The sequence below is a fragment of the Streptomyces sp. NPDC008139 genome (genome assembly GCF_042957025.1).
GTDB lineage: Bacteria > Actinomycetota > Actinomycetes > Streptomycetales > Streptomycetaceae > Actinacidiphila.
This window is the reverse complement of record NZ_JBIBHM010000001.1, coordinates 256,499-268,869: the sequence shown is the minus strand read 5'-3', so window position 1 is coordinate 268,869 and position 12,371 is coordinate 256,499. Positions and strand designations below refer to the sequence as shown.

Here is a 12,371-nt window from a genome sequence, read left to right as displayed (position 1 = left end):
ACTACGCGCGTCCCGCGGCCTCGTCGAACTCCTTGACCAGGCGGCGCGGAGCCGTGCGGCGCCAGGCCTCGGTGAGGAGTTCCGCGAGCTCGTCCGGGTCGACGGAGTCCAGGGCGGCGCGCACCCAGCCGAAGCGGCCGACGTAGGGGGCGGGCGAGAAGGTGCCGGGGTCGGCGGCGATCAGCTCGGCCTGATCCTCCTTGGACGCCTTCAGCGACACATGGGCGCCGTCGGGGTTGCCCATGGCGAAGATCTTCTCGCCGACCCGGAAGGTGTGCTCGCTGCCCCAGGTGATCTGCCGGTGCGCCCGCGGCAGCGCCAGGGCGCTGTCCGCGAACTCCTCGAAGGTGGCCATGCGGCCAGCGTAGAGCGGCCCTGTGACAGCCCGCCCCCGCAGCCCGCCCCGGACGGGTCGCGGCTCGGCCCGGCCCTCAGGCGAGCCCCGAGGTGCAGCCCTCGTCGGCGTCCTGGCAGGCGACCGCCGCGTAGTTGCCCAGGGCGATCTGCGTGAAGTTGGCCAGGCTGGTGGTGCCGGGCGCGAAGTAGCCGGGGTGCCCACTGGCTCCGGCGGCGCTGATCACCCGGGCGCCGAAGGAGTCGTTGACCGGGTCGGCGCCGTGGCCGAGCCCGGCGATCTCCAGGTGCGGCACATCGCTGATCCAGTCGGAACTGTCCCGCGCCGCCCACACGTGCGCCGACGTGTGGAGCTGCGATGCGCGCTGCACGCGCATGCCAGGACTGCCGAAGACCGTGATGTCGGCGACCGAGCGGCCCGGCAGGTCGGGGGCGGCCACCCCGCACAGCACCGAGCCGTAGGAGTGGCAGAAGAGCGACACCTCGGCGTGCTGCGGCAACGCGCTGAGCAGCGCGTTCAGCCGGGTGGCGCCGCGCTCGGCCATGTTGCCCGTCGAGGCGTCCAGGCCGAGCCCCGTCGGCGTGGTGTAGTCCGCCCACGCGATCACGGCCGTCCGCACGCCGGGGTCTGCGGCGCGCTCCGCGTCGTACAGCGCCGTCGCCATGCCGACCGGGGCCGCGTACGACTTGGTGGCGCGCTCGAACGTGAGCAGGTTGGTGTCGACGCCGGGGACGACGACGGAGACCCGCTTGGCGGCCTTCAGGTCGCCGAAGACCTCCGCGACCCGGCCGGAGCCCGTCGGGTCGAAGGAGAGGATCTGCCGGTGGCCGCTGAGCAGCGAGGTGTAGCGCGCGGCCCGCCGCGCCGCGTCGATGCGGCCCGCCACGGTGAACTGGTCGCTGTGCGAGCGCGCGGTCTCCGCGGTGCGGGCCTGCTCGATGGCCGCGTGGTTGGCCCGGTAGCGCAAGGTGAGCGGCGCTCCGTTGAGATTGCCGACGATCAGCGGGTACCGCTCGGTGAGCGCGAGCCGCTGGCCGCCGGTGAGCGACGCGAAGAAGCGCGCGATCGTCCGGGCGCCGCTGTCGGGGTCCGGCAGCTTGTGCGAGGCGATGGTGCCGTGCCGCCAGGACGACAGGGCGGCGGCCCGCGGGTCACCGGCCCCGCCGGGGCGCAGCGCCGTCCAGCCGGTGGTCGCCAGCATGATGAAGACGACCGACAGGGCCAGCAGGGCGCGGATCGACATGGGGCTCAGTCGCGCTTCGAGAAGGCTCACTCGCAGATGCCTCGCGGATTCGTCCCGGGTTCAACCGGGCGGCGGGGATATGGGGGCGGGAGGTGGGGCGTCAGGTGCTGTGGGGCAGTACGTGTCGGACAACGGCGTCCCTGGGCGCGGCTCCGCGGTCCAGCGTAGAAGACCCGGACGGGTGGCCGGGTCAAGGGTGAGTCAGATCACGTTTGGAAACGGAATGATCTGACCGGAGGTTACGCGCCTGCCGCCAGTCGGACGCACCCCCGGTGGCCGCCTCCCGCCGGAAGGCACTCACAAGGCGATACGCGGCCGGTACACGGCCTCCGCGCGGCATAGCGGCGGCCGCAGCGGGCAATGGAACCGGCAGGACCCGAGGACGGGACCCCGAGGAGGGAACCATGGCTCGACGTTTCGCCACGACCGAACGCTCCCGCGGCACCCGAGTCGAAGTGGAGCGGACCGGCGGCAGGCTCGGCATCATCGGAGTCATCAGCTCGGTCGTGGGCTTCTTCGTCCTGGGCATCGTGTTCGGCCCCGTGGCGGTCGTCTGCGGCTGGCTCGCGATGGGCCGCCGCTGGAGCGGCCGCAAACCCCTGCTGGCCCTGATCGCGCTGTTCCTCGGCGCGCTCGACACACTCATCGCGGTGCTCTACGTAGCCCAGTAGCCCCGCCCGCGCCGCCCGCCGCCGCGCGGGCGTGCGAACGGCCTCCGGGCCGAGAGGGTGAGACCTCTCGGCCCGGAGGCCGTTGTCGTGCGGAGCCCAGGCGAACCCGAGGCGAACCCCGGGCGGAGCCGAACTACGCGTCGCCGCCCGCCGCGCCCGGGTCGGCCGAGGCCACGTCCAGGAGCTGGTAGCGGTCGACGGCCTGCTTCAGCAGGGACCGGTCGATCTTGCCGTCGCGGGCCAGCTCGGTGAGGACCGCCAGGACCACCGACTGCGCGTCGATGTGGAAGAAGCGACGGGCCGCGCCACGGGTGTCCGCGAAGCCGAAGCCGTCCGCGCCCAGCGAGGAGTACGTGCCGGGCACCCAGCGCGAGATCTGGTCGGGCACCGCCCGCATCCAGTCCGAGACGGCCACGAACGGCCCCTCGGCCCCGGACAGCTTGCGCGTCACGTACGGCACGCGCTGCTCCTCCTCCGGGTGCAGCAGATTGTGCTCCTCGATCGCGACGGCCTCGCGCCGCAGCTCGTTCCAGGACGTCGCGGACCATACGTCGGCCCGTACGTTCCAGTCCTCGGCGAGGATGCGCTGCGCCTCGACCGCCCACGGCACCGCGACACCCGACGCCATGATCTGCGCGGGGATCGTACCGGCCTCGCCGGTCTTGAAGCGGTAGATGCCCTTGAGGATGCCGTCCACGTCGACGTCCGCGGGCTCCGCCGGGTGCTGGATCGGCTCGTTGTAGACGGTGAGGTAGTAGAAGACGTCCTCGCCCGGCTTGCCGTCCGCGGTCTCGCCGTACATCCGGCGCAGACCGTCCTGCACGATGTGCGCGATCTCGTAGCCGAAGGCGGGGTCGTACGCGACGCAGCCGGGGTTGGTGGAGGCCAGGAGCTGCGAGTGGCCGTCCGCGTGCTGGAGGCCCTCACCGGTCAGCGTGGTGCGGCCCGCCGTCGCGCCCAGCACGAAGCCGCGCGAGAGCTGGTCGGCCATCTGCCAGAACTGGTCGCCGGTGCGCTGGAAACCGAACATCGAGTAGAAGACGTAGACCGGGATCAGCGGCTCGCCGTGCGTGGCGTACGCCGAGCCCGCCGCGATCAGCGACGCCGTACAGCCCGCCTCGGAGATGCCGTCGTGCAGCATCTGCCCGGTCGGCGACTCCTTGTACGCCAGCAGCAGCTCGCGGTCGACCGACTCGTACTGCTGACCCATCGGGTTGTAGATCTTCGCGCTCGGGAAGAACGCGTCCATGCCGAAGGTGCGGTACTCGTCGGGGGCGATCAGCACGAATCGCTTGCCGATCTCCTTGTCCCGCATCAGGTCCTTCAGGACGCGGACGAACGCCATGGTGGTGGCGATCGACTGCTGGCCCGAGCCCTTCTTCGCGGTCGCGTACGTCTTCTCCGGCGGCAGCGGCAGCGGCTTGGCCCGCACCACGCGCGTGGGCACGTAGCCGCCGCACGCCTTGCGGTGGTCGTGCATGTACTGGATCTCTTCGGAGTTCCGGCCGGGGTGGTAGTACGGCGGGTAGCCCTCGTCGAGCCGCTGGTCGGTGATCGGCAGGTGCAGCCGGTCGCGGAAGCGCTTGAGGTCGTCGACCGTCAGCTTCTTCATCTGGTGCGTCGCGTTGCGGCCCTCGAAGTTCGGACCCAGCGTCCAGCCCTTGATGGTCTGCGCGAGGATCACCGTCGGCTGGCCCTTGTGCTCCTTGGCCGCCGTGTAGGCCGCGAAGACCTTGCGGTGGTCGTGGCCGCCGCGCCCGAGGTGCAGGATCTGCTCGTCGGACATGCCTTCGACCATCTTGCGCAGCCGCTGGTCGTCGCCGAAGAAGTGCTCACGGATGTACGAACCGGTCTCGGTCGCGTACGTCTGGAACTGGCCGTCCGGGGTGGTGTTCATCTTGTTGACCAGCAGACCGTCGCGGTCCTGGGCCAGCAGCGGGTCCCAGGAGCGGTCCCAGATCAGCTTGATGACGTTCCAGCCGGCGCCGCGGAACTGCGACTCCAGCTCCTGGATGATCTTGCCGTTGCCGCGGACCGGGCCGTCGAGGCGCTGGAGGTTGCAGTTGACCACGAAGGTCAGGTTGTCCAGGCCCTCGCGGGCGGCGATCGAGAGCTGGCCGAGCGACTCCGGCTCGTCCATCTCGCCGTCGCCGAGGAACGCCCACACGTGCGACTTGGAGGTGTCGGCGATGCCGCGCGCCTCCATGTAGCGGTTCATCCGGGCCTGGTAGATCGCGCCCAGCGGGCCGAGGCCCATCGAGACGGTCGGGAACTCCCAGAAGTCCGGCATCAGCCGCGGGTGCGGGTAGCTGGAAAGGCCGTTCGGCGCCTTCGACTTCTCCTGGCGGAAGGCGTCGAGCTGCGCCTCGCTCAGCCGGTCGAGCAGGAAGGCGCGGGCGTAGATGCCGGGGGAGGCGTGGCCCTGGAAGAAGATCTGGTCGCCGCCGAGGCCGTCGTCCTTGCCGCGGAAGAAGTGGTTGAAGCCCACGTCGTAGAGCGAGGCGGAGGAGGCGAAGGTGGCGATGTGGCCGCCGACGCCGATCCCGGGACGCTGGGCGCGGGAGACCATGACCGCCGCGTTCCACCGGGTGGCGTTGAGGATCTTGCGCTCGATCTCCTCGTTGCCCGGGAAGAACGGCTCGTCCTTGGTGGCGATGGTGTTCACGTAGTCGGTGCTGCGCATCTCGGGCACCGCGACGCGCTTCTCGCGCGCGCGCTCGATGAGGCGGAGCATCAGATAGCGGGCCCGCTCACGGCCGCGCTCGTCGATGGCCGCATCGAGCGAGTCGAGCCATTCCGCCGTCTCCTCGGGATCGAAATCCGGGACCTGGCTGGGAAGGCCGCCAATGATGATCGGGTTGCGATCGGATCCGGAAGCCACGCTGTTCCTTCGCTGCTAGGTGGAGCTCTGCTGGGTCGCGCCGCCTCCATCGTGTACCGCGTCGTTCGATACGTCATCTCTACCGAGCGGTAACCGCAGCTCATGAGCCGCGCGGCTCCAGGGCCGGTGGTCGGCCGGGAGCCTCCCGGACTGAGGTTGGGGGAGGCCAAACCTGAACTCTACGCCCAGTCGCTCGTACGACCGACTCGCGGCTCCAATCACGCACAACACCGGCAAACCGCCGTGATGTGCGTCACCATTGAGTGTGCGGGTTGCGGTGACACGGTCGAATCGTCACCGTTTCGACGGTCTCGTACGCCGGGTACTTGCGCGATCCGCCCAGCCCGTGTGGACTACCGCCAATAACCCGCACAGGCGCGGGCAGATTTTCCCCATGACAGGAGGCAAAGCGTGAGCGCGACCGCGGACCACGCGGAGGAGCGGACCAACCCGGCGAGCCGGCTTGGTTTCGAGCCCGGACAGGTGGTCCAGGAGCTCGGGTACGACGAGGATTGCGACCAGGAGCTTCGAGAGGGTATCGAGGAGCTCACGGGCGAGGAGCTCGCCGATGAGGAGTACGACGACGTGCCCGACGCCGTCCTGCTGTGGTTCCGCGAGGACGACGGCGACCTCACCGACGCACTCGTCGACGCCACGTCGACGGTCGACCCCGGCGCCCCGATCTGGCTCATGACCCCGAAGACCGGGCGTGACGGCCACGTCGAGCCCAGCGAGATCGGAGAGGCCGCGCAGACCGCGGGCCTCGCCCAGACCAGCAGCGTCAACGCCGCCAAGGACTGGACCGGCAGCCGTCTCGTGACACCCAAGACGGCCCGCGCGGGGAAGCGGTAGCTTTCCCGGCATCGGCGGCCCGCCGCAGGGGTTGCGCCCCGCGGCCGTCCGCCGCCCGTCACACGCTGGCCGCGCGGTTCCCCGCGCCCCCTCGGGGGAGCGGGGAACCGCGCGCTTGGCCCACCCTGTGTCGCGGCCCTGCGGCGGTCGCGACGGCCGCGCCGGGTCCCGCGCCTCCCCGAGAAGGGACGCCCGCGCGATGAGCGAGATCAGCGCAGCCCACGAGATCCCCGCGGTCGGCGCCCCGGCACCCGACTTCGCCCTGCCCGACCAGCACGGCCGTACCGTGCGGCTGGCCGACTTCCGCGGCCGGAAGAACGTCGTGCTGCTCTTCTACCCCTTCGCCTTCACCGGCGTGTGCACCGGCGAGCTGTGCGCGCTGCGCGACGAACTGCCCGCGTTCCAGAACGCGGACGTGCAACTGCTCGCCGTCTCCTGCGACTCGATGCACTCGCTGCGGGCCTTCGCCGATCAGGAGGGCCTGGACTACCCGCTGCTGTCCGACTTCTGGCCGCACGGCACCGCCTCCCGCGCCTACGGCGTCTTCGCCGAGGACAAGGGCTGCGCCCTGCGCGGCACCTTCGTCATCGACAAGGAGGGCACCGTGCGCTGGACCGTCGTCAACGGACTGCCGGACGCCCGCGATCTTCACGACTACGCGAAGGCGCTCGAATCGCTGTAGACCTCGGGAACCCGTCACTAAGCTCGGCACGTTGATCCGGCACCAGCGCAGGATCTGTGCACGCGTACGCCACGCACACAGCACGCACGAACCGATTTGGGAGGACTCGTGGGAGTCAGCCTCAGCAAGGGTGGCAACGTCTCGCTGACCAAGGAGGCGCCGAATCTCACGGCCGTCGTCGTCGGTCTGGGCTGGGACGCCCGCACCACCACCGGCAACGACTTCGACCTCGACGCGAGCGCGCTGCTCACCAGCGACCAGGGCAAGGTGCTCTCCGACGCGCACTTCGTCTTCTTCAACAACCTCACCAGCCCCGACGGCTCCGTGGTGCACACCGGTGACAACCTCACCGGTGAGGGCGAGGGCGACGACGAGGTCATCAACGTGAATCTGGCCGGTGTCCCGGCCGATGTCGCGAAGATCGTCTTCCCCGTCTCCATCTACGAGGCCGAGAGCCGCCAGCAGAGCTTCGGCCAGGTGCGCAACGCCTACATCCGGGTGCTCAACGCGGCGGACCAGCGCGAGCTGGCCCGCTACGACCTGACCGAGGACGCCTCGACCGAGACCGCCATGGTCTTCGGTGAGCTGTACCGGCACGGCGCGGAGTGGAAGTTCCGCGCCATCGGCCAGGGCTACGCCTCGGGACTGCGCGGCATCGCCCAGGACTTCGGCGTCAACGTCTGATCGCGGTGCGGCGCCCGGCCACCGGGCGCCGCCCGTCCCTGGCGAACCCAGGACCCAGCACCCAGGACCCACCCAGCACACCCTGCGACGGGGAGGAACGAAACACGATGGGCGTCACGCTCGCCAAGGGAGGCAATGTCTCCCTCTCCAAGGCCGCGCCGAATCTCACCAAGGTGCAGATCGGTCTCGGCTGGAGTTCCCGCTCGACCACCGGAGCCGACTTCGACCTGGACGCCAGCGCGCTGCTCTGCGGCAACGGCCGGGTCCTGGGAGACGAGTTCTTCGTCTTCTACAACAACCTCAAGAGCCCGGAGGGCTCCGTCGAGCACACCGGCGACGAACTGGTCGGCGGCACCGGCGGTGACGACGAGACGATCCTGGTGGACCTGAGCCTCGTCCCCGAGCGCGTCGACAAGATCGTCTTCCCGGTCTCGATCTACGACGCCGACGCCCGTTCCCAGACCTTCGGCCAGGTCAGCAACGCGTACATCCGGGTGCTCAACCAGGCGGACGGTGCCGAACTGGCCCGCTACGACCTGACCGAGGACGCCTCGACCGAGACCGCGATGATCTTCGGCGAGCTCTACCGCTACAGCGGCGAGTGGAAGTTCCGTGCAGTAGGTCAGGGGTACGCCTCCGGACTGCGCGGCATCGCCCTAGACTTCGGGGTCAACGTTTCGTAAAGCCGCGTACCTCGCGGGGGTCCTCGTGATCATCAGGGAAATGGGTAGGTAGCTCGTGCTCCTCAGAACATTCGGCTGGTCGTTCGGCATCACTGCCGCCGGCCTCGCCCTGGCCGGCGTCCTCTGGGGCTGGAAGGGCCTGGCCATTGTCGCGATCCTGTCGGTCCTCGAGATCTCACTCTCGTTCGACAACGCGGTGATCAACGCGGGCATTCTCCGCAAAATGAATGCCTTCTGGCAGAAGATGTTCCTCACCATCGGCGTGCTGATCGCCGTCTTCGGTATGAGGCTCGTCTTCCCGATCATCATCGTCGCCATCACGGCCAAGCTCAGTCCGTGGGAAGCGGTCAAGGTCGCGATCAACGACCACGACCGCTACGAGGCGCTGGTCACCGGCGCGCACCCGGCGATCGCCGCCTTCGGTGGCATGTTCCTGCTGATGATCTTCCTCGACTTCATCTTCGAGGAGCGGGAGATCACCTGGCTGGGCTGGCTGGAGAAGCCGCTGGCCAAGATCGGCAAGCTGGACATGCTCTCCGTCGTGGTCGCGCTGGTCGCGCTGCTCGTCGCCGCCACCACCGTCGCCACCGGCGTCCCGCTGCACGGCGGTCACGGCACCATCGACAAGGGCGAGACGGTCCTGCTGGCGGGCGTCGGCGGCCTGCTCACGTATCTCATCGTCGGCGGTGTCTCCAGCTTCTTCGAGGAGCGACTGGAGGACGACGACGAGGACGGCGCGGAAGCGGGTGGAGCGGAGCCCGTCGCGGCGAAGGACGGCAACGGCGTCAGCACCGGACAGGTCGTGGGCCTGGCGGGCAAGGCCGCGTTCTTCATGTTCCTCTACCTCGAAGTCATCGACGCGTCCTTCTCCTTCGACGGTGTCGTCGGCGCCTTCGCGGTCAGCAACGACATCTTCGAGATCGCGCTGGGTCTCGGCATCGGCGCGATGTACATCAGGTCGCTGACCGTCTTCCTGGTCCGCAAGGGCACCCTGGACGACTACGTGTACCTGGAGCACGGCGCGCACTACGCGATCGGCGCGCTGGCCGTCATCCTGCTCGTCACGATCAAGTACGACGTCAGTGAGGTCATCACCGGTCTGGTCGGCGTGGTGCTGATCGCCGCTTCGTACTGGTCCTCGGTGGTACGCAACCGCCGACTCGGGGAAGACTCCGAGCAACCGGACGGTGACAAGGACGACGACAAGGCGGAAGTCGCGAGCGGGGTCTGACCCCGGTCGCGCCAGCGCTGCCCCCGCCGTCCGGCGGGGGCAGCCTCATGTCAGGGGAGGGCGAGGGCAGATGGCCTGGTGGAGTTTTCTGCGGCCGAGCGGCGGGCAGCAGTTCGACGTCGCGAACGCGCACACCGTGGAACTCACCAAGCGGCACCCCATGGTGTCGCTGACCAAGCAGGGAGCGGCCGTCGGCAACCTCCGGGTCAACCTCTCGTGGTCGATGCGGACATCCGACACCGGTGGCTGGGCCACCTCCAACGGCGGGTTCTTCCGCCGCCAGATCGACGTCTTCAAACCGCGCGTGGTGCAGGCGGCCGGACCCGCCATGGTCAATGTCGACCTCGACCTGGCCTGCATGTACGAACTGGCCGACGGCAGCAAGGGAGTTGTCCAGCCGCTCGGCAATCTGCTGGGCGACCTGGACGCGCCGCCGTACATCCAGATGAGCGGCGACGACCGGTTCGGCGGCACCTCGGGCGAGACGCTGTACATCAACTTCGACAAGCGGGACGAATTCCGGCGGCTGCTGGTCTTCGTCTACATCTACGACGGCACGCCCGCCTTCGACCGCACGCACGCGAAGGTCGAGATCTTCCCGACCTCGGGCCCGCGCATCGAGATCCCGCTCAACGAGCGGGAGCCGCAGGCCCGTTCGTGCGCCGTCGTGCTGATCGAGAACCGCAAGGGCGAGCTGGTGGTGCGCCGCGAGGTCAGGTACGTCTACGGCTTCCAGGCCGAGATCGACCGGCTCTACGGCTGGGGCCTCCAGTGGGGGCGCGGCTACAAGTCCAAGGTCTGACCGCGTCCGGCGGGCTGTCCGCGCGGGTCAGCTGCCCGACTGGAACTGGGGTCCCTGCGGCGGCAGTTGGAAGCTGCCGTCGTTGGCGGCGGCAGCGGCGGCCACCGGCTGCGGGTAGCCGTACGCCGGGTAGCCCTGCTGCGGCTGCTGGTGGACCGGAGGGGCCGTGGTGGCCGCCACGGGCTGCGGGTAGCCGTAGGCGGGCTGTGCGGGCACGTGGCCGGGCGAGGGGGCCTGGAGCGGGTATCCGTACGCACTGGTGGGCGCCGGCTCCGGCTCCTGGGCGTACGGTGCGGTCTGCTGGGACACCGGCCCGGCCGTGGGTGGCGCCGCCGGGGAGACGGTGGGCGGCGCGGTCGTGGCCGGTACGGCGGTGCGGTCGGAGTCGCCGCCCTCGACGTCGTCCACCGCGATGCCGAATTCGGTGGCCACGCCGACCAGACCGGTGTCGTACCCCTGGCCCAGGGCGCGGAATTTCCAGCCGCCGTCCTTGCGGTAGATCTCGCCGCAGTTCAGGGCGGTCTCGTAGCCGGTGTCGGGGCGCACCTCGAAGGTGATGACGGGGGCGTGCTGCGGCCCCGTGGTGTCGTAGAGGAGCACGCACAGGTCCTGGACCTGCGCGAAGGGGCCGCCGTCGCAGGAGGCGACGATCACGACGCGGTCCACGTCGGAGCCGAGGGCGGCCAGGTCGACCTCGACGGTGTCGGTCAGGCTGCCGGAGACGCGTTTCTTGGGCAGGTGACGGGCGAGCCCCGAGGGGTGGCGCGGTTCGTTGTAGAAGACGAAGTCGGCGTCGGAACGGACCTTGCCGTTGGAACCGAGCAGCAGCACGGAGGCGTCGACATCGGGGGAGCCGGACGCCGGGGTCCAGCGCAGTACCGCCCGGATTCCGGGGGCGTCCAGTGGGGTGTTCGAGCCCTTCACCATCACGTGCGTCATACCGGTCATCCTGCCCTCCCCGTGGCGTGCGCCACAACGCCGGGCGTGACGGTCACGCGGTGGACCCGCCGCGGTTACCTGTTTTTCACGTGTGGAGGGAACCTCTACCCCATGCTCGCACGTACGATAATCGGCCAGATATCATCGGGCTCACTACCTCGAAATGGGGCGTATGCGACACTTCGGGCACCTCGCTCCTGAAGCCAGGAGCGAACTGTTTCACCGCGAGCCGCAGGAGTTCACTGCCGACTCGCCCGCACGCATGCTCGCGGTCGCCCTCGGCGCCACCCTCTACAGCCCCGCCACCCGCCCGCAGCTCGCGGACGACGTGGTGAAGCAGGCCGCCCGGGGTGTGGTGTCGATGGTCCTGTGCCTGGAGGACTCCATCGACGACCGCGACGTCGTCGCAGGTGAGGCCAATCTCGTCCGACAGTTCGCCGATCTCGCGACCCGGCCGGAGGCGGCGCTTCCGCTGCTGTTCATCCGGGTCCGCACGCCCGCGCAGATCACCGACCTGGTGACGCGGCTCGGCGGCACCGTGGAACTGCTGTCCGGATTCGTGCTGCCCAAGTTCACCGAGGAGACCGGCGTCCCGTTCCTGGAGGCCATGGCCCACGCGGAGGCCGCCAGCGGACGGCGGCTTTTCGCCATGCCCGTACTGGAGTCCCCGCAGCTCCTGCACCTGGAGAGCCGGGTCGAGACGCTCTACGGGATATCCAGGACGGTCGACAAATACCGCGAGCGGGTGCTCGCCCTGCGCCTGGGCGTCACCGACTTCTGCTCCTCCTACGGCCTGCGCCGCGCCCCCGCGATGACCGCCTACGACGTACAGATCGTCGCCTCGGTGATCGCCGACGTGGTCAACGTCCTCGGCCGCGCGGACGGCAGCGGCTTCACCGTGACGGGACCGGTCTGGGAGTACTTCAGGCACCACGAGCGGATGTTCAAGCCGCAACTGCGCCGCAGCCCCTTCACCCCCGAGGCCGAGGACCTGCGCGACACCCTCATCGAGCGCGACATGGACGGACTGCTCCGCGAGATCGAGCTGGACCGCGCCAACGGCCTCCAGGGCAAGACCTGCATCCACCCCACCCACGTGCCCGTCGTGCACGCGCTGAGCGTCGTCACGCACGAGGAGTTCTGCGACGCGGCCGACATACTCGACGAGGACCGCTCCGGCGGCGGCGTCATGCGGTCCGCGTACACCAACAAGATGAACGAGGTGAAGCCGCACCGCGCCTGGGCGGAGCGCACCATGCGCCGCGCCGAGGTTTTCGGCGTCGCCCAGGAGGACATCGGCTTCGTGGAACTGCTCGCGGCGAGCCTGCCGCAGTCCTGAGCGCGGTCC

Annotated in this window: 12 protein-coding genes; 8 read left to right on the top strand and 4 right to left on the bottom strand. The window is 69.6% G+C overall.

Annotated elements, in window-relative coordinates:
* Position 1: 1 nt before the first annotated feature.
* Both ACFZBB_RS01200 and ACFZBB_RS01195 read right to left on the bottom strand, forming a co-directional pair.
* The gene (locus ACFZBB_RS01200; RefSeq protein ID WP_391116585.1) at positions 2 to 355 is read right to left on the bottom strand and encodes an MmcQ/YjbR family DNA-binding protein; all 354 of its coding nucleotides are present in this window, start codon (positions 353 to 355) and stop codon (positions 2 to 4) included.
* A 76-nt stretch (positions 356 to 431) separates the two neighbouring features.
* A complete protein-coding gene (locus ACFZBB_RS01195; RefSeq protein WP_391116583.1) occupies positions 432 to 1,598 on the bottom strand; it encodes an alpha/beta hydrolase in 1,167 nt (388 codons plus the stop codon).
* 404 nt (positions 1,599 to 2,002) lie between these two features.
* Here ACFZBB_RS01195 and ACFZBB_RS01190 point away from each other — a divergent pair, with 404 nt between their 5' ends.
* Positions 2,003 to 2,269: a small hydrophobic protein gene (locus ACFZBB_RS01190; RefSeq protein ID WP_391116581.1), complete on the top strand. Its 267-nt coding sequence runs from the start codon at positions 2,003 to 2,005 to the stop codon at positions 2,267 to 2,269.
* Positions 2,270 to 2,402: 133 nt separating this feature from the next.
* Here the strand turns inward: ACFZBB_RS01190 and aceE are convergent, their stop codons facing one another.
* Positions 2,403 to 5,150 carry a pyruvate dehydrogenase (acetyl-transferring), homodimeric type gene (aceE, locus tag ACFZBB_RS01185; protein ID WP_391116579.1) on the bottom strand — a complete coding sequence of 916 codons (2,748 nt, stop codon included), beginning with the start codon at positions 5,148 to 5,150 and terminating at the stop codon, positions 2,403 to 2,405.
* Between the two features lie 411 nt (positions 5,151 to 5,561).
* Here aceE and ACFZBB_RS01180 point away from each other — a divergent pair, with 411 nt between their 5' ends.
* The 6 genes from ACFZBB_RS01180 to ACFZBB_RS01155 all read left to right on the top strand — a co-directional run bounded on the left by ACFZBB_RS01180 (position 5,562) and on the right by ACFZBB_RS01155 (position 10,084).
* Complete coding sequence (locus ACFZBB_RS01180; protein WP_188285110.1) at positions 5,562 to 6,002, top strand: DUF3052 domain-containing protein; 441 nt, start codon at positions 5,562 to 5,564, stop codon at positions 6,000 to 6,002.
* 199 nt (positions 6,003 to 6,201) lie between these two features.
* Complete coding sequence (locus ACFZBB_RS01175; RefSeq protein WP_391116577.1) at positions 6,202 to 6,684, top strand: redoxin domain-containing protein; 483 nt, start codon at positions 6,202 to 6,204, stop codon at positions 6,682 to 6,684.
* Between the two features lie 108 nt (positions 6,685 to 6,792).
* Positions 6,793 to 7,368: a TerD family protein gene (locus tag ACFZBB_RS01170; protein ID WP_188285108.1), complete on the top strand. Its 576-nt coding sequence runs from the start codon at positions 6,793 to 6,795 to the stop codon at positions 7,366 to 7,368.
* Positions 7,369 to 7,475: 107 nt separating this feature from the next.
* Complete coding sequence (locus ACFZBB_RS01165) at positions 7,476 to 8,051, top strand: TerD family protein (protein ID WP_355349942.1); 576 nt, start codon at positions 7,476 to 7,478, stop codon at positions 8,049 to 8,051.
* 55 nt (positions 8,052 to 8,106) lie between these two features.
* Entirely contained in the window at positions 8,107 to 9,282 is a 1,176-nt protein-coding gene (locus ACFZBB_RS01160; RefSeq protein ID WP_391116575.1) for a DUF475 domain-containing protein, read from the top strand.
* A 70-nt stretch (positions 9,283 to 9,352) separates the two neighbouring features.
* Entirely contained in the window at positions 9,353 to 10,084 is a 732-nt protein-coding gene (locus ACFZBB_RS01155) for a Tellurium resistance (protein WP_188285105.1), read from the top strand.
* 27 nt (positions 10,085 to 10,111) lie between these two features.
* Here the strand turns inward: ACFZBB_RS01155 and ACFZBB_RS01150 are convergent, their stop codons facing one another.
* On the bottom strand, positions 10,112 to 11,032 hold the full coding sequence (locus ACFZBB_RS01150) for a TerD family protein (RefSeq protein ID WP_391116573.1): 921 nt from the start codon (positions 11,030 to 11,032) through the stop codon (positions 10,112 to 10,114).
* Positions 11,033 to 11,195: 163 nt separating this feature from the next.
* Between ACFZBB_RS01150 and ACFZBB_RS01145 the strand changes: the two genes are divergently transcribed.
* Positions 11,196 to 12,362, top strand: coding sequence for an HpcH/HpaI aldolase/citrate lyase family protein (locus ACFZBB_RS01145; protein WP_355349953.1), 1,167 nt, complete (start codon positions 11,196 to 11,198; stop codon positions 12,360 to 12,362).
* The last annotated feature ends 9 nt before the right edge of the window (positions 12,363 to 12,371 follow it).